This is a genomic window from Alkalibaculum sporogenes (assembly GCF_009362815.1).
Taxonomy (GTDB): Bacteria; Bacillota; Clostridia; order Eubacteriales; family Alkalibacteraceae; genus Alkalibaculum_A; species Alkalibaculum_A sporogenes.
This window is the reverse complement of the sequence record NZ_WHNX01000009.1, coordinates 21,932-38,928: the sequence shown is the minus strand read 5'-3', so window position 1 is coordinate 38,928 and position 16,997 is coordinate 21,932. Positions and strand designations below refer to the sequence as shown.

Here is a 16,997-nt window from a genome sequence, read left to right as displayed (position 1 = left end):
TCTCCTAAATTTTTTTTTGATAATCTATAAATGTCCTAAAAACCTTAAGACCGTGCCTTTCATAAAATCTTCTTCCCGGTACATCAGTGGAAACAAAATACATATGATATATTCCTCTTTTTTCCATTTCCAACTGCATAATATCAAACAATATACCACCTATTCCGTAATTTCTTACCTCTCCTTTTATGCCAAATGGACCAAACCGCATTGGATTTCCATCAATCATTCGCATGCAAAATCCTACAATTTTTCCTTCGAGATTTAGAACAATAAGTATGCAATCCTGTGCTGTGTTATTCTGCATGGAGATTAAAGCATTTCTTTTCCAACCCCCACCAAATTCATCTTTTAAAAATTCCAGCAGTTCCAAAGCATATTTATATTCAAAATTTACAAATGAGAATCCGGCCTCTTGTGCTTTAAATAATTTATTCAATGTTTCTCTGCTCATTTTATAGCCATGTAAATCCTTGCTCATAGAATAACTTTCTTTTCCTGCTTGATAACCCATTTCTTCGAAAAAATTCAGTGCATCACTATAGTTCTCTTTGTCAACGCCGGGGAAAAAATAATTTGGACTATATGCTCCAAGAGTAATGGTTTCAGCACCCATTGATTTCAATGTAACCTCAGCATGTTTAACCAGAGCCTCTCCAATACCTTTCCTTCTATAGTTTTCATCTACAAACAGGACATTAATCCATCCCAGCGTAGGCTCCAGCCCTCTTTCAAGATATGGAAATTTTCTTTTAGTTGCCAATACAAATCCTACCACGCAATCATTCTCTATCGCTATGTAACAAAGATCTATATCAAAATTATCGTCAAATAATGCTTGCTTGCGAAACTTAAAAACTGTAATGGGATCTGCAGTCAAAGTTTTATTCCATAAATTGACTACTTCATTTTCATATCTTTGATTGTAATTTAATATCTCTATTTCTTCACCCCCCCGTACTAAGTACTAAATAAGAATTATTTTGTTTGTGTTGTTATATTAACATGTTAATATATTAAGTTTATTATAGCGTACAATAATACATATTGCAACCTGTCTTTAAAATTTATATTATGATATTTCTCTTATACATTTCTATAAATTATTAGGCTCTCATATGGCTAGAAAAGCCACATTATTTTCACTACCATAAGGTATATTAGAATATGTAAGATAATATTGGGGATAATGATTGCCAATGACGAAAATTATCTGATCAATGATAATTACAGACAAGTAAAAAGTGATGCGTATATAAAATATGTTTTGCCTTATGAAAAGGTTGTTAATATTATAAATTGTGTATATGAAATAAATACCGAATCTCTTAGCACCGACGGATTTAATTTTTTCAATACCAACAATATTAAACCGATAGATAACCTTACAGCCAACGCTGTGGAAAGCTTTTATGCCACGGTAAATCAAGCTTCAACAGAGCATGTTAATAGTTTAACTAACTTGTCGCAAAATGAAAAAGAAAAACATCTTGAAATGCTCTGTTCCACTAGCTTGGAATACTTTTAAAAATCATCAAATAACATAACTAAGCATGCTTTAAATTTTATCACGTCCCTGCAATCCTATTTTAAGAGAAAACAGGGGTTTGATTGTTGTTTCTGACCGCTGTCCAGTCCGGTGTTTTAACTAATGATTTATACAACAGACAACGGCCAGTTCTTCAATTTATACCAATGATTTTTTATACCTGTGGTTTTCCAAAATAAAGAACAGTAAGAGCCATACAATGCAATGCACCAACAATGCGATAATGCTTATTTCGATATTCTGTACTTGTCCGTTTAACATATCCATAAGCCCATAAAATGTCGCGCTAGACGGCAGAAGATATGATAACAAATGTAGGGTACTGCCTGCCGGAACTACCAAATATGTTATGATTGGTGGAGCTAGGAATAAAATCATTAGGATTTTGATGTAAGTAATGCCTCCCATCAGACCATTTGCAAAATGCCCGATATATAATCCCGCCAACGCTGAAATAAAAGCAGACAATATGATAATTAGTAACAACAAAAAGATATGTCCTGACTCAACTCTTATGCAAGTTAAAGCTGTAAGAATAGTAGCTAAAACTCCCCCACTAAACCCTAAAAAAACTTTTTGCGCAATAAAATCCGTTCTTGTCATAGGCAGCACTTCATTGATGAAAGCTATGCCATCTTCCTTTTCTCCAATCATACTCATGGCGTTAAAGGTACATCCCATAAACATAGCAGTAACCATCGTTATAACGATCAGCAGTGATTTCATCCCATCATTGCTATTGGCGGCGGGGATAACCCTTATTATCGAGGCTACTACAGCCTCACGTTCAGCATAGAGTTTTGGAAGTGTGTTCCCGATAATCCTGTTTATTTGCAGCTCATCTCCAGACAAAAATGTTTTTATACCATTTTCATCTCGTAGAACCCCAATCATTTCAGAAGCGGGATCAAGTACACTGGCCTTTAATTCGTCCACATTCTCAAACTCCGCTATACTTCCATTGCTTTGCAGCCACTGGACAGACTTATGGGAAAGATCATTTTTCACGATACCAAAGGATGTTTCACTTAAAGAAGAAAAACTCACTCCTGAAAGCATGTTAATTGCCAAACCTACTATTACAGGTAGCAAAAATGAAATGATACATATTTTATCCCTACGTATGTTTTTAAGTTGATATTTTATGCCTTTCATTTTATCCCTCCTTTGCCATCTCATGAGTAAGCGCTCGGTGTACGAGCAGGAACAGCAATACAATTGCCAACGCACAGACTAAATAATAACTGCTTCCAACGGACGGAGTCGAAAAATACGAGTTTTTCATTCCCATAAATAGGTGATACATGGGATGATAATTTATCCAGTTCCAATTAATATTCGTCTGCGCCGCAAGAAAAACAGGCGTAGTAATAAAAATTGCCAGTACAAGATATAGCAAAGAAAACTGTTTAAAATCTGGGACTCGTATAGCACAATATAAGCCTGCCAAAGCCATAATTATGGAAAGGATTCCTGCTTGAATGAATACAACAGGCAATACATTCCATCCCGCCGATAACCCTAGATTTATGATTGAAAGCAAACATGTAAAAACGAGATCAGACAGCAGAAATAGACAGAGCTTTGAAATGATAAAGGCAGATTTGTTTACAGGGAGTATGCCATGCACACGAATGACTCCCATTTGCTTTTCTTTAAATATCAAAGATGCCAAGCCTAAAAAGCCAACTGCCGCCAATTCAAAAAACAAGAATTCAGAGGTAATTTCCCGTCGGTTTTTCATTTCCTTATCGTTTTGACCTATATTCTCTACTGTGTAGCTGCTTTCTGGAGACAGCAGTGAAAGCGCGTAGGCAGCACGAAAATTATCAGTACTGGTTATCCCCGATGTAACTATAACAATTTCCGATTCGATGCTAGAAGCGTCAATACCAACAGAGTAGCCATCCGAGTATTTCTCCTTTAAATCTTCTATAGTATCAACCTGAGTGACTTCAGAAGATACTCTAGTATGTGTGTTCATTGGATCGTAAATATAAACAGGATATATGTCCTGGTCTAATTTTACATAAACAAAATTGATATAACAGGAATATAGAATTAGAGATCCGAGGGCAAGTAAAAAGAACTTGCTAGACAGTATTAGTTTGAAATCTTTTTTAAGTATAGAAATGAAACCGCGCCACATTAAGATAATCCCCTCCCTGTATAATGGATAAATATATCCTCTAAAGTCGGTTCTTTTGAATGAATACTGATAATCTCATCATGGGGGAATGGAATACCCCCACCCAGTTCGGCTATCTCGATTGTAATGGTGGTACTCTTTCCTTGATAGAGATAATCTATTTTTGCTTGATGATTACTGTTTTTCTCTTTAAGCTTCTTTGGCGTATCCAATGCTTTGATTTCTCCATCTGCAATAAAGGCCACCCGATCACATAACAAATCAGCATCCACCATGTTATGGGTGGTTAAAAATACAGTAGTGCCTTTTTTCTTTTCTTCCTCAATAATTTTTCGGAATAACACTGCACCCGACGGATCTAGTCCACTTGTTGGCTCATCTAAAAACAAAAGCTGTGGATTGCTTAAAAGTGCTCTCGCCATGCTAACACGTTGACGCATACCTTTTGAATAGGAAGAAACAGGTTTTTTTAAATAGTCATTTTTGAAATCCAACATTTCCAACAATTCAAAGATGTCACGGCAGTTCTCCCTAGGATAAAAAGAAGCAAAATAGTTCAAATTATCCAGCGCACTTAAATTGGTATAAAGATATGGGAACTCAAACAACACGCCAATTTTCTCTTGAAACTCTTTTTGTTTAATAACAATTGATTGATTGAAAAGGTTCACTTCACCCCCGTATCCGTTTAGTATACCTGTCAATATTTTCTGCGTTGTAGATTTACCCGAGCCATTTGGCCCTAAAAATCCAAAAATTTCCCCATCAGATACCGAAAAAGTCAGTCCGTGTAAAGTTTGCTTGTTCTTTTGATAAGAAAAAGTTAAGTCCTTTACTTTTATCATATATCATCTCCCCACTTGTCTTTTTGACTATTTTTTTTTCTTTGTTGGCGTTTTTCCCACCATTTTATGAACTTAATCTTAAACGGTATAGATATAAACAACAGGGCAACGATAAAAATCCACCAATACCAATCCATTCCTAAAAACATACAAATCATCCTCCTTTTTTAATATAGTTAGTTTATAAAAATACATTGAAATTCAAGTGTGGCAGCTGTGAAATCCATGTGAACTAAAAAAATACCTTGCCACCCCAAGACGGGAAGCAAGGTATTTCTTTAGTTTATATCATCATGTTATTGTAGGGAATTTAAAATAAAATTCTACTCCCTTCGGCAAGTTTTGTACTCCGTAATCAGCTTTATACATTGATAGGATTTGGGCAACTATAGCAAGCCCCAAGCCGGAGCCGCTGCGACTATCGCTTTGGGGGATTGCTCCGCGATAAAATTTCATCCATATTTTGGGCAAGTCTTTTTCAGGTATCAATTTTCCTTGATTATAAATTGAAAACCTAAGCATATTTTTTCCATGAGTTACAGCCAGTCTTATTTCTCCCTCGTCACTTACATGCTTTTTGGCATTTTCAATTAAATTATCAAGTACTTGCTCAATGCGGTATTTGTCAGCACGGATAAAAAAATTTTCTTCGGGTAATTCATAACTGAAATGATAATCTACACTTGGTGCATCTATAAGTAAACGTCCTGCTACAGTTTCAACAATCTCTATAAAGTCAAATCGTTCTTCGGATAATTTTATTGCCCCTGCTTCCAATGCGGATAAATCCAACAGAGATACAATCATACCATTCATACGCTCTGTTGCGGACAGAATTACATCCATATACTGCTGTTTTTTTTCTTCGTCCGTTTCATCTTTTAAACCCTCAGTATAAGCGCGAATAATACCTAAAGGAGTTTTCATCTCATGAGACAAACTATCAACCAATTCTTTTCTTTGTACTAGCAATAAGCGCTCCTGTGCAACGTCTTCTTTAAGCTGTGTATTGGCTATCTCTAGCTTTTTTAGTGCTTCCTGAAGATTGGCAAACATGACGTTCAAACTATGGGCTAACTCGCCAAATTCATCGTTAGTTTTTATTTCACAATGTGCGGAAAAATCTAATTGCGCCATTTTATCTGCCGTGTTGTTGATGGAATTAAGCGGCTTTGATATAAAATGACCGAGCAGTACATCAACCCCAGTAACAACAATAATAAGCAGTGTTAGCCATATCCAAAAGGCACTGTTCTGGTTGACTGGCAATTCTTGCGTAAACATATAAAATAGTATTATAATACCACCGACCAATTTAGAAAGTAAAAAGACTTTCTTTCTCACTGTGCCTAAACCTAATATCATATTCTTCTCTTTCATTTCACACCTCAAACTTATAGCCTGAACGGATAAGCGTTACAATACGCCGTCCCTCATCGCCTAACTTCTTACGCAACGTTTTTATATGGGTGTCTATCGTTCGGGTATTTCCCTCAAAATCATATCCCCAAACACGGTTTAAGAGCTGTTCCCGTGAAAACACTTGATTTTTGTTTTGCATAAAGAAGCATAGCAACTCGAACTCTTTATGCGTCAGCAGGGCGTCATTACCGTTGACAATAACCATATGTGATGATGGAATCAGAACAATCTCCCCTGCATTTAAAGCATTTTGCGGGGCTGTAATGGAAGAACGACGCAGTAAGGCATTTACTTTTGCCAACAATACTTTTGGACTGAAAGGCTTTGTCATATAATCGTCCGCACCATATTCATATCCCTTTAATTTGTCCTCCTCGTCCCCCTTTGCCGTGAGAAATATTATAGGAATATTATACATTTCCCTTGCCAACTTGCAGATTGAAAAACCGTCCAAATGAGGCATCATAATATCCAAAATTGCTAAATCCACAGGATTTTTTTTTAATATCGTTATGGCATCTATTCCATCGTCTGCTGTAATGCAGGAATGACCACCTCGTTTCATATATTCCACAATAATATCCTGCATACTCCTTTCATCCTCTGCCACTAAAATAACAGCCATATATTTTCACTTCTTTCTCCTGTATTTTTTTTACAATTTCCTGAAAATATTGAATCATCTTGACAAGCAAATATGTAGAATGTATAATATTGAATAATCCCTAATGTATACAATTTATATGCATGTGTATTTTTTTATAATTTTCTAATACTTTATAATATCAAAATTAATCAGCTTGGTCAATAATGTATTCTGAATCTTTGACATAATATAAGGAGGTATTTTATGAAATTATTGGGAAGCAAAAGAAAACGCATGTGGATTATAATATCACTACTGCTGATATTATCCATGTTAAGTGTAGTTACAGCTTGTTCCTCTTCTTCAAATGAAAATGAAGGTAATGAAAACGCTGGTGAAAAAATTGAACTGGTAATGGGACATCCCTTCTCTGGACAACATCCAATTAGTACAGCAATACTAGAACCTTTTGCAGAAGCATTAAAAGAGGAAAGTAGTGGAAGAATTACATTAACCATTATTCCAGCAGCTGCAATAACAAGTGCCGCATCCGTATATGAAGATGTAATTGCAGGTTCCTTTGATATCGGTTGGACACTTCAAGGATATACTGCCGGTCGTTATCCTTTGACAGAGGTAGTTGAGCTTCCTTTCATTGTAAACTCCGCAACAGAAGGATCTGTCGCATTGTGGAGACTTCTTGAACAAAGTCCTGACTTACAAGAAGAGTATTCAGAAGTTAAAGTACTTAGTTTCTGGGTTACGGATCCAGGAGAAGTAATGTCTAAGAAACTCGTTCAAAAACCTGAAGATATGTCAGGAATGAGAGTAAGATTTGCCGGACCGATGCAAGAAAAAATGTTAACGAAACTTGGTGCTGTACCAGTAGGTATGGCAGCTCCCGATATGTATGACAACTTAGAGAGAGGTATCATCGACGGTATTGCTATAGGATCTTCAACTATCGAATCATACCGTTTACACGAGGTTATAACCCATGCAACAGAAGGACTTCACATGTTCGTCTCCCCTCAGGTATTATTCTTAAATAAGGATAAGTGGGACAGCCTATCTGTAGAAGACCAAGATTTAATCTCAAAATTAAGTGGTGAATACATGGCAGAAAAAGCCGGTGAAGTTTACAACCACGGATTAGATACAGGTTTCGAATTAGCACTAGACGGAGGAGTAGAAATATACGAAGTACCAGATGATGTTAAAACACAATGGGATTCAATATTGGCTCCAATAGTAGAAGAATGGACATCTTCAAATCCTAAATATAAAACCGCATATGATTTAATGGTACAAATTGTAGACGATTTGAGATAACATTTTAAACAATTAAATAGTATAGCAATAGCGCTGTTTGCAAATATCATGCAGCGCTATTATATTATCGCGAAGACAATGAGCCAAGCGAAAAGAAATTTTCGCTTATAGTTATTTTGAGAAACCAGACAAATGGCTTGCCGATTTGGCTGATTTGACAAAATAACAAATGAAAACTTGTTTTCATTTGGCGACTGTCCGCGTAGAGAGAAAGGAGCACAGCGAGTTTCTCGGATAAGTCTAGGTTAGTTATTTTGAGAAACCAGACAAATGGCTTGCCGATTTGACTGATTTGGCAAAATAACAAATGAAAATTTGTTTTCATTTGGCGACTGTCCGCGTAGAGAGAAAGGAGCACAGCGAGTTTCTCGGATAATTCTAGGATAGTTATTTTGAGAAACCAGACAAATGGCTTGCCAATTTGGCTGATTTGACAAAATAACAAATGAAAATTTGTTTTCATTTGGCGACTGTCCGCGTAGAGAGAAAGGAGCACAGCGAGTTTCTCGTAGTTGTTTATGAACATACAGCATTGTTTTGGTATCATTATATCTTTTAAGGAGAGTATATAAATGCAGAAAATATCTATGACAATTAACCGTATTGCATCCTATATAAGTGCAACAATAATGTTTATTTTAACAATTTGGACAGTATTAGATGTCGCTGGAAGATATCTATTGAACAAACCTGTAAGAGGAACTTATGAGATAACTGAATTAGCTCTTGTTTTGATTGTTTTTTTTGGGCTCGGTTATGCCCAACACAGAGACGACCACGTGGTTATCGATTTGCTTTATACAAAATTTCCAAAGAAATTAAGATTTATAGTATATGAATTTGGAATTATATTATCCATAGTTATATCCATACTCATGACTTGGAGATTGTATTTATATGGTATTCGTATGCAGTCTGGAAATTACGTAACCTCAGTACTAAGCATACCTTTGTATCCAGTAGTAATTTTTGCAGTTATAGGTTCTATTTGTTTTTTATTGTCACTAATTTCATCCTTATTCACATTCAATAAATCGGAAGGAGAGGATGAGTAACATGTCACCTGAATTAATTGGAGTTTTAGGAATTATACTATTATTGCTATTATTAGCGTTTCGTATACCTGTAGGAATAGGAATGATCGCTGTATCTCTCTTGGGTTATTCTTTAATTGTTTCACCAGAAGGAGCTTTGGCTAAACTCGGAGCAGATGCTTTCGTTAACGCCAAAAGCTATACATTAAGCGTAATACCTCTCTTTGTTTTGATGGGAATGGTTCTATCTCATGCAAATCTAGGTGGAGAACTTTACCAACTCTTTGACGTTTTACTTGGAAGGGTCAGAGGAGGCATGGCCATGGCTACATTAGGAGCAAGCGCACTTTTTTCTGCTGTCTCAGGTTCAGCTGTTGCTACTGCATCTACTATTGCCAGTGTTTCTGTAGATGAAATGCGAAAATACAAATACGATGAAGGCTTAGCCGCAGGTTGCGCAGCAGTTGGCGGAACTCTAGGTATACTTATACCTCCTAGTTCCACATTGGTAATCTATGGTGCTTTGACAGAAGAAACCATAGGAGGCCTCCTAATAGCCGGGATTATTCCTGGAATTATGACTACTATTATGCTAATGCTCACAGTATCTATTACTTTGAAATTTAAGCCTCATTTAGCACCTGTAGTAGCTCGTAAAAAAACAAAGATGACTTGGGGATTACTTAAAACGGTTTGGGCCATACCTACTATATTTTTAATTAGTATGGGCGGAATTTATATGGGGTGGTTCACTCCTACTGAAGCAGGTGCTGTTGGAACTTTCCTTTCATTTGCTGCTGCAATTGCAATGAAACGACTTACTTGGAAAGCTTTTAGTGGCGCCATGATTCAGGCTACAAGAATTACTGCCATGACATTTCTTATTATGGTAGGCGGAAAAATGTTTGGTACCTTCCTTTCAATAAGTCGTATACCAATCTATCTGACCACAATGCTGACTACTATGGATGTAACACCTTTTCTAGTTATAATGGCCATATTTGCAATCTACCTTGTCATGGGCGCCTTTATGGATGCTATGGCAATACTTGTAATCATGACTCCAATTGTATATCCTATCGTTATCACTTTAGGATATGACGGTGTATGGTTTGGTGTTATGACAGTAATTATGTTACTTATTGCCCTACTTACTCCTCCAGTAGGAGTTGTTTCCCTAGTTGTTGCCTCCATCACCAAAGTTGCACCAGCTAAAGTTTTCAAAGCAGTAATACCCTTTTGGTTCACTTTGATAGCAGCAGGAATACTGGTCACTCTTTTCCCAGACATAGTATTATTTTTACCAAGTTTAATGAAATAACCTAATAACATTATTTTGAAATATTAAAAAGATGTAGTTTTCTAGCTACATCTTTTTTTAGCGATTTCTATTATTACCTTATCGTGTCTTTTTACCTGTATAAAACGGCTATAATTTTATGCTTATCTGTTTCATTTTGATAGATATATTCTAAATTTTTCTTTATAATACATAGTTAAAATAATGATTGTGACGATTATATATAATTGTAAAAACAAAGATAATATGATATTCTTATTCTTATTATTGTGTGAAATCCATATTAAGTAATTTAGCATTTAATATGATAAAACAAATTTAAAGTGTACTAATTATTTATTTCATCTTAAATACGAAAGGCTGAAAAACAATGAAAATTATCGTTTGTATTAAGCAGGTTCCTGCTACTATGAAGGTTGAAGTTGATGCAGAAAGTGGTACACTCAAACGGATCGGTCAGAATGCTAAGACCAATCCATACGATCTATATGCTATAGAAGCTGCTTTACGCATACGTGAACAAGTAGGAGGCAGCGTAACTGCTTTAACAATGGGACCACAACAGACAGAAGAGATGATGCGTGATGCATATATGATGGGGGTCGATGAAGCAGTAGTTATGTCTGATCCAAAGTTTGCAGGGTCAGATGTCTTGGCTACATCCTTTACATTGTTTCAGGGAATACGCCTTTTAGGTGGAGCAGATCTTATCATATGCGGTAAACAAACAACGGATGGAGATACTGCTCAAATAGGACCTGCAATTGCAGAGCATATGGGAATTCCACATGTTGCTTGGGTTAGTAATATTGAAAGGGTTACGACAGATCTAATTTCTGTCATTCAAAAGACAGGTAGCTTTATACAAGAATCTGAGATGAAATTTCCTTGTTTGATAACTGTTGATAAAGATATATTTGTCCCTCGATTACCATCTTATCGTCTAGGACTTGCTACAGCTAATAAAAATATTCGCTTTATCTCATTTAAGGATCTTTCTGATAAAAACATGACCCGTTATGGGCTAATCGGTTCGCCAACAAAGGTGGAAAAAATGTTTCAGCCTGAATCTTCTGATGGACAGGAATACATTAATGGAACTAGTATAGAAAAAGCAGATAGTATATTTGAATTACTTAAAAATCAAAAAATAATTTAATGAGGGGATTATTATATGAATTTTATACATTTTGATGTAAATAAGTGTATTTTGTGCCGTGAATGCATCGAAAAATGTCCCTTCAATGCGTTATGTATGGGCAAAAATGGAATCGAAGTAAATGACGCCTGCAGAATGTGCAGTGTATGTGTAAAGGTTTGCTCAGCGGAAGCCATATCCTTTGAACAAAAGGCTGGTGTGGTTGATAAGAGTGAATGGAATGGTATCTTAGTTTATATTGAACAAGATCATGGTGACATTCATCCTGTTGCTTTTGAACTAATTGGTGAAGCACATCGACTTGCTGCTATAGTAGGGTTTGATGTTTATGCTGTTATTGTAGGAGCAGATGGTACTGAGAACAATGCTGAAAAATTAATTGCCTACGGTGTGAAAAAGGTATTTGTCTATGAACACAAAGGATTTTACGGTTTCAAAGCAGACTGCTATACAGATGCTGTTTCAGATTGTATCGCAATGCTAAAGCCATCAGTAGTCCTAATTGGTGCAACATCTGTAGGGAGGTCACTTTCACCAAGGTTGTCGACCCGTTTCCATACAGGATTGACGGCAGATTGTACTAAATTACTCATGAGTGAAAACACAGATCTTATTCAAATTCGCCCGGCATTCGGTGGAAACATTATGGCACAAATACTCGTTGAGGATTCAAGACCTCAGTTTGCAACGGTGCGATATAAGGTAATGGAACGCGCTGAAAAAATTGAAAACCCAGTGGGAGAAGTAGTTCGCTGCAATGTAACAGATTACTTAGCTCAATCGCGAATAAAGGTTTGTGGAATTAAATCTATACATAGAAAAAAAATGATTGAGGAAGAGGAAATCCTTGTTGTAGCTGGCCGTGGAGTCAAGGATGAAAAAGGACTTAATTTAGTGAAAGGGCTTGCAGAAAATCTGGGTGGTCAGCTATGCTTTACTCGGCCTATGATTGAATCAGGCCTTGGAGATACAGCACACCAGATTGGTTTGTCAGGGAGAACTGTAAAGCCTAAGTTGATTATTACTTGTGGCGTGTCCGGTGCAATTCAGTTTTCATCTTGTATGAACGGTTCAGAGTGCATTATAGCGATTAATAACGATCCCAATTCCCAAATTTTCAATATAGCCCATTACTGCATTGTGGATAATCTGTATGAAATCGTACCACGGTTATTAGAGCGCATTCAAACGCAAAAGGAGGCCTAAATAAGATGCCATATCCCTATCATCAGATTAATGATGACGACATTACATATTTTGAAGCATTATTTCCCTCCAACCGTATTACACGCAAGGAGAGTATTAAGAAAGAATATTTTCATGACGAAATGCCTGAGTACGGGATATTTCCTCCTGATCTATATATCGAAGCAATAAACAAAGAAGAGGTTTCCACAGTGATGCGCTATGCATACCAAAACAATATACCTGTTACGGCAAGAGGAGCAGGTACAGGATTAGCTGGTGGAGCGACTTGCAAATACGGAGGTATTCTGCTTTCTTTAATGAAAATGAACAAAATTTCTCAGATAGATTATGAGAATTTAACCATAACAGTAGAGCCAGGCGCTCTATTGACAGAAGTCGCAGAAGTAGCACAAGCTGGTGGACTCTTTTATCCCCCTGATCCTGGTGAGCGTACGGCTTCAATTGGAGGTACTGTGATTACTAATGCCGGTGGAATGCGTGCAGTGAAATACGGTGTAACACGAGACTATGTACGAGCTATAGAAGCTGTTTTACCAGATGGTGAGATTGTAAATTTCTCATCTAATGTGGTAAAAAATACTACAGGTTATGATATTAAGGATATTATCATTGGTTCTGAAGGAACTTTATGTATTCTCACAGAGGTCACTCTACGACTTATACCTGCTCCAAAGTATACGTGGTCAATAATTGTTCCCTATGATGAGATTAATGCCTGTATTGAGACTGTACCAAAGTTATTGCAAATGAGCTTTATTCCTACAGCCATTGAATTTTTAGAAGCAGAGTTATTGGATATTGTTGAAAAGCATTTGAACAAATCTTTCCCTGATCGCAATGGAAAAGCGTATCTAATTGTTATGATTGATGGATCAAGTCGTAAAGAAATTGAACAAATGATTAACGAGGCATCCGCTATATGTATCGAATCAGGCGCAAAAGATGCACTTATTTGCAATACAGATGAGCGAAGCACTTCAGTTTGGTCTGTTCGTGCAGCAGTCCTTGAAGGGATGAAAGCAGATAGTGTTGCACAGGAGGAATGCGATGTGGTAGTTCCAAGAGCACGCATTGCAGACTATGTTAAAATGGCAAAGATCATTGGTAAAAAATATGGTATCCGCATAATTACCGTAGGACATGCAGGAGATGGAAATATCCATACAGAACTACTACGAGATGAGCAATTATCAGATGAACAATGGTTATCAAATACGACTGCCTGTTTAAAAGAATTGTATGCACTTTCAAAAGAATTAGGAGGCCAGTTATCTGGTGAACATGGAATTGGAAATGGTAGATTAGAATTCTTAGAAGATTTTATTGGAAAAAGGATGTATCGACTGTTTCAATCAATAAAGTTAGCCTTTGACGATAAAAATATACTAAATCCAGGGAAATTAGTTGTATTAGAAAAAATAGATTTGGAGGGGATCAAATGATCGACAAGAATAAAATGCCACTGGCAATCGGTATCGCTTTTGTAGCATTTACTACACAATTTGGCGGTGGATTTGCATCTGGAGCACAACTTTATCAATATTTTATTAATTATGGCATATGGACACTTATTATGCCAATCGTAGCTCAACTGATACTTACATTATTTTTCTGGTATGGCCTAAGTTATGCCTACCGACGCAAAACATATGATTACCGAAGCTTTTCAAATAGTTTTTATGGAAAATACCGCTATATTCTTTCAAACTTATACGAAATAGTATACCTTATGTTAATTTGTTTGGCGCCTGCAGTAGCTTTTGCCACAGGTGGGTCTACCCTAAACATGCTTACAGGAATTCCATATTTTCTCTGCACCTTAATTATTGGCGTATTTATTTTTGGGATTGCGTTATTTGGTACAAATATTGTTCGTAAGGCTGCATCAACACTATCAGTTGTAATTATCATTGGACTAATTGTCGTTCTCGTGCCAAATATTATCGTGCAATGGGATACCATTATGAGTTCAATAGGAAATCTTGCAGGAGGCATTATGCCAGTAGGTTCAACTCAAACAGGTAGTTTTGTGGGTGCATTATGGAGAGCTGTTGTATATGCCTTGTTCCAACTAGCATCTATCGGATTGATGTATCAACACGTAAAACCTCTAACAGATGAAAAGCAACTTAATTTGAGTATGATTTATATGTTTATTGTGAATTCTGCATGCATGTTACTTGCAGTGTTTGGCATGTTGGCTGTAGCGTATAATCCAGAGCTTTCCAATACTTCTGTTCCAATGTTACTATTCGTTCAAAACGGTGTTGGAACTGCTATACTCACACCAATTATTTCTATCCTTATCATTCTCGGAGCTGTATCTACAGGCGTTAATATGATTGCAGGTATTGTAAACCGTGTTGTCGGCGCTCTTGAGGCACGTGATAATAATCAAGAAATATCAACTTCAAAAAACAGGATTCGCAGTACAATTACTTCCTTTTTATTTACAGTGATGACCTTTGCAATCGCACAATTCGGTTTGCTGCCCCTTATAGCAAAAGGGTATTCATATCTAGGTTATGCAACTTTGATAGCTATAGGAATACCATTTATATTACACGCATTATTTTTCAAGGAAAAGAAAAGTGCTAAGCTTTAATAAAGACTGTGATGAAATAGTTTATTACAAAAAAAGTGATTAGGATTCTTTAATTTATCCTAATCACTTTCACGTTATTCTTAATTCATACTTTCATATTACATCAACATTTATTCATTTAAATCGCAACTTTTTGCAGTAAAATAATTGGATAGTTTAGTTTTCTTTACTATTACATATATGAATAATATAGTAGCCGCTATCAAAGTTACAAAAGCAGAAATTGAGTATATTAAACTGCTTGTAACCTCTCCAAATAATCTGGCTATATTATCTAAAACAATAGGAGACATAAACTGTCCTAAATATAAACACGTTTGCACTACAGCCATTGATTTCATTACTTGTTTTTGATCCGCTACATTTGTTACCATATTGTAAATGGTAGGTATTAAAGTACCTGAACCAAGCCCCATTATAAAAATACCTATGGATACTGCAACTGCATTTAAAGTAAAAGCAATAAGCGAAAATCCTATCCCCATTAACAAAACCTGCACGGGAATTAGGTATTGATTTAAAAGATGCTTAAATCTAGCCAGGAACATACCTCCCAGAAAACCACCTATTGAAGATAGGGGTATAATCAAACCTATAGCTTTGGTACTTGCAATATTGTTTTCTGTAAGATATATGGCCATATTTGTCGGGATTGAATATAAAAATATAAATATTGTAAACATGGTCAAGGCAAGACCGTAAATTTTTAAATTCAGTTTTGTTTTTTCTCCTGACTTGTTATTACCAAGTGGTGGTTGTTTAGGTAAATAGCGTACTACAAATATTAAAATAAAAATAGCAATTGTATATACACTAAATGCATAACGCCAACTTATAGCAGCCAATAATCCGGCAGCTGTCATTGAAATAACTCCTCCTATTTGGTTTGAGGCAGAGACCTTTCCCATCATGTCCGTACGTTCGTCTCCATCGTAAAAGTCTGATACAATACTAGTTGAAATTGGCATCATTAACCCTACAGATATTCCAAGCAACGCACGAGTAGAAAGTAAAAACCAAATATTAGGTGCAAATCCCCCTCCGGTACCACCTATTATATAAATAATTAATCCTGCAATAAGAACGGATTTCTTCGAATATCTAGTTGTTAACCATCCTGACACAAAAGTAAAAGGAATAACCCATATTGCGTGGAGTGTGTTAATTAACTTAATGAGCGTTTGATTTGCATCAGGAAATGCAGCTTGAATCTCCCCTAATGCTGGTGATATGGCAGCTCCAGCCATTACTGTAATTATTGAAACTGATAGTATAGATAACTTTTTTGACATTAAATTACCCCTTTCTTACTTATATTCTAACATCAATTAGTTGCGATGTAAACTAATTGATGTTATTTTTTTAAGTTTACTTAATTAATACTCGTGCAATATGTAAATGTAACACCCAATTTGTATATGTCGCACCCAATATGTATATGTAACACCCAATATGTATATGTAACACCCAATTTGTATATGTAACACCCAATATGTATATGTAACACCCAATATGTATATGTAACACCCAATATGTATATGTAACACCCAATATGTATATGTAACACCCAATATGTATATGTAGCACCCAATATGTATATGTAGTACCCGTAGTGGCGAACTGCGTTCGCCTGACCACTATTTATTTCATTCTCTATCCATTTTTAATTACAGATTAATTAAGCCTAGCACTGCGCGCATACCCCATGTATATACTTTTTTAACATAAAGGTGTCTAAATATCACGTTAAAAGTGCTAAATACCATATGTCCTTGCATTTTATCAATGACGTATTATAATAAAAGTA

16 protein-coding genes are annotated in these 16,997 nt (G+C 36.0%); 8 read left to right on the top strand and 8 right to left on the bottom strand.

Going from position 1 to position 16,997, the window contains the following annotated elements; all coding sequences use genetic code 11:
* Positions 1–4 precede the first annotated feature (4 nt).
* Positions 5–937, bottom strand: coding sequence for a GNAT family N-acetyltransferase (locus tag GC105_RS07345; protein WP_343029985.1), 933 nt, complete (start codon positions 935–937; stop codon positions 5–7).
* A 252-nt stretch (positions 938–1,189) separates the two neighbouring features.
* On the opposite strand from GC105_RS07345, the gene GC105_RS07340 reads away from it, so the two are divergent.
* The gene (locus tag GC105_RS07340) at positions 1,190–1,528 is read left to right on the top strand and encodes a hypothetical protein (RefSeq protein WP_152803226.1); all 339 of its coding nucleotides are present in this window, start codon (positions 1,190–1,192) and stop codon (positions 1,526–1,528) included.
* A gap of 159 nt (positions 1,529–1,687) precedes the next feature.
* Here GC105_RS07340 and GC105_RS07335 read toward each other — a convergent pair whose 3' ends face one another.
* The 6 genes from GC105_RS07335 to GC105_RS07315 form a co-directional block, all read right to left on the bottom strand.
* A complete protein-coding gene (locus tag GC105_RS07335; RefSeq protein WP_152803224.1) occupies positions 1,688–2,704 on the bottom strand; it encodes an ABC transporter permease in 1,017 nt (338 codons plus the stop codon).
* Between the two features lies 1 nt (position 2,705).
* Positions 2,706–3,698, bottom strand: a complete 993-nt coding sequence (locus tag GC105_RS07330) for an ABC transporter permease (protein ID WP_152803222.1) — start codon at positions 3,696–3,698, stop codon at positions 2,706–2,708.
* Positions 3,698–4,543, bottom strand: coding sequence for an ABC transporter ATP-binding protein (locus GC105_RS07325; protein WP_152803220.1), 846 nt, complete (start codon positions 4,541–4,543; stop codon positions 3,698–3,700). Before GC105_RS07325 ends, GC105_RS07330 begins: the two co-directional genes overlap by 1 nt.
* On the bottom strand, positions 4,540–4,692 hold the full coding sequence (locus tag GC105_RS16825; protein ID WP_193708318.1) for a hypothetical protein: 153 nt from the start codon (positions 4,690–4,692) through the stop codon (positions 4,540–4,542). Before GC105_RS16825 ends, GC105_RS07325 begins: the two co-directional genes overlap by 4 nt.
* A gap of 142 nt (positions 4,693–4,834) precedes the next feature.
* Positions 4,835–5,923, bottom strand: a complete 1,089-nt coding sequence (locus GC105_RS07320; protein ID WP_152803218.1) for a HAMP domain-containing sensor histidine kinase — start codon at positions 5,921–5,923, stop codon at positions 4,835–4,837.
* A 1-nt stretch (position 5,924) separates the two neighbouring features.
* A complete protein-coding gene (locus GC105_RS07315; protein WP_152803216.1) occupies positions 5,925–6,590 on the bottom strand; it encodes a response regulator transcription factor in 666 nt (221 codons plus the stop codon).
* A 225-nt stretch (positions 6,591–6,815) separates the two neighbouring features.
* Between GC105_RS07315 and GC105_RS07310 the strand changes: the two genes are divergently transcribed.
* The 7 genes from GC105_RS07310 (at position 6,816) to GC105_RS07280 (ending at position 15,190) form a co-directional block, all read left to right on the top strand.
* Positions 6,816–7,883: a TRAP transporter substrate-binding protein gene (locus GC105_RS07310; RefSeq protein ID WP_152803214.1), complete on the top strand. Its 1,068-nt coding sequence runs from the start codon at positions 6,816–6,818 to the stop codon at positions 7,881–7,883.
* 572 nt (positions 7,884–8,455) lie between these two features.
* Positions 8,456–8,938 (top strand): TRAP transporter small permease, encoded by a 483-nt coding sequence (locus GC105_RS07305; RefSeq protein ID WP_152803212.1) that lies wholly within the window; start codon positions 8,456–8,458, stop codon positions 8,936–8,938.
* Entirely contained in the window at positions 8,931–10,238 is a 1,308-nt protein-coding gene (locus GC105_RS07300) for a TRAP transporter large permease (protein WP_152803210.1), read from the top strand. The genes GC105_RS07305 and GC105_RS07300 overlap by 8 nt, the downstream gene beginning before the upstream one ends.
* A 349-nt stretch (positions 10,239–10,587) precedes the next feature.
* Positions 10,588–11,376 carry an electron transfer flavoprotein subunit beta/FixA family protein gene (locus tag GC105_RS07295; RefSeq protein ID WP_152803208.1) on the top strand — a complete coding sequence of 263 codons (789 nt, stop codon included), beginning with the start codon at positions 10,588–10,590 and terminating at the stop codon, positions 11,374–11,376.
* Between the two features lie 15 nt (positions 11,377–11,391).
* The gene (locus GC105_RS07290) at positions 11,392–12,582 is read left to right on the top strand and encodes an FAD-binding protein (protein ID WP_152803206.1); all 1,191 of its coding nucleotides are present in this window, start codon (positions 11,392–11,394) and stop codon (positions 12,580–12,582) included.
* A 5-nt stretch (positions 12,583–12,587) separates the two neighbouring features.
* Positions 12,588–14,027, top strand: a complete 1,440-nt coding sequence (locus tag GC105_RS07285) for an FAD-binding oxidoreductase (RefSeq protein WP_152803204.1) — start codon at positions 12,588–12,590, stop codon at positions 14,025–14,027.
* Positions 14,024–15,190, top strand: coding sequence for a YkvI family membrane protein (locus GC105_RS07280; protein WP_152803203.1), 1,167 nt, complete (start codon positions 14,024–14,026; stop codon positions 15,188–15,190). Before GC105_RS07285 ends, GC105_RS07280 begins: the two co-directional genes overlap by 4 nt.
* A gap of 110 nt (positions 15,191–15,300) precedes the next feature.
* Here the strand turns inward: GC105_RS07280 and GC105_RS07275 are convergent, their stop codons facing one another.
* Positions 15,301–16,482, bottom strand: coding sequence for an MFS transporter (locus GC105_RS07275; protein WP_152803201.1), 1,182 nt, complete (start codon positions 16,480–16,482; stop codon positions 15,301–15,303).
* Between the last annotated feature and the right edge of the window lie 515 nt (positions 16,483–16,997).

What these genes read in the sequence shown, in the direction of transcription:
- GC105_RS07340 (WP_152803226.1), top strand. Translation starts at nt 1,190, where the DNA reads ATGATTGCCAATGACGAAAATTATCTGATCAATGATAATTACAGACAA.
- GC105_RS07335 (WP_152803224.1), bottom strand. Translation starts at nt 2,704, where the DNA reads ATGAAAGGCATAAAATATCAACTTAAAAACATACGTAGGGATAAAATA.
- GC105_RS07330 (WP_152803222.1), bottom strand. Translation starts at nt 3,698, where the DNA reads ATGTGGCGCGGTTTCATTTCTATACTTAAAAAAGATTTCAAACTAATA.
- GC105_RS07325 (WP_152803220.1), bottom strand. Translation starts at nt 4,543, where the DNA reads ATGATAAAAGTAAAGGACTTAACTTTTTCTTATCAAAAGAACAAGCAA.
- GC105_RS16825 (WP_193708318.1), bottom strand. Translation starts at nt 4,692, where the DNA reads ATGTTTTTAGGAATGGATTGGTATTGGTGGATTTTTATCGTTGCCCTG.
- GC105_RS07320 (WP_152803218.1), bottom strand. Translation starts at nt 5,923, where the DNA reads ATGAAAGAGAAGAATATGATATTAGGTTTAGGCACAGTGAGAAAGAAA.
- GC105_RS07315 (WP_152803216.1), bottom strand. Translation starts at nt 6,590, where the DNA reads ATGGCTGTTATTTTAGTGGCAGAGGATGAAAGGAGTATGCAGGATATT.
- GC105_RS07310 (WP_152803214.1), top strand. Translation starts at nt 6,816, where the DNA reads ATGAAATTATTGGGAAGCAAAAGAAAACGCATGTGGATTATAATATCA.
- GC105_RS07305 (WP_152803212.1), top strand. Translation starts at nt 8,456, where the DNA reads ATGCAGAAAATATCTATGACAATTAACCGTATTGCATCCTATATAAGT.
- GC105_RS07300 (WP_152803210.1), top strand. Translation starts at nt 8,931, where the DNA reads ATGAGTAACATGTCACCTGAATTAATTGGAGTTTTAGGAATTATACTA.
- GC105_RS07295 (WP_152803208.1), top strand. Translation starts at nt 10,588, where the DNA reads ATGAAAATTATCGTTTGTATTAAGCAGGTTCCTGCTACTATGAAGGTT.
- GC105_RS07290 (WP_152803206.1), top strand. Translation starts at nt 11,392, where the DNA reads ATGAATTTTATACATTTTGATGTAAATAAGTGTATTTTGTGCCGTGAA.
- GC105_RS07285 (WP_152803204.1), top strand. Translation starts at nt 12,588, where the DNA reads ATGCCATATCCCTATCATCAGATTAATGATGACGACATTACATATTTT.
- GC105_RS07280 (WP_152803203.1), top strand. Translation starts at nt 14,024, where the DNA reads ATGATCGACAAGAATAAAATGCCACTGGCAATCGGTATCGCTTTTGTA.
- GC105_RS07275 (WP_152803201.1), bottom strand. Translation starts at nt 16,482, where the DNA reads ATGTCAAAAAAGTTATCTATACTATCAGTTTCAATAATTACAGTAATG.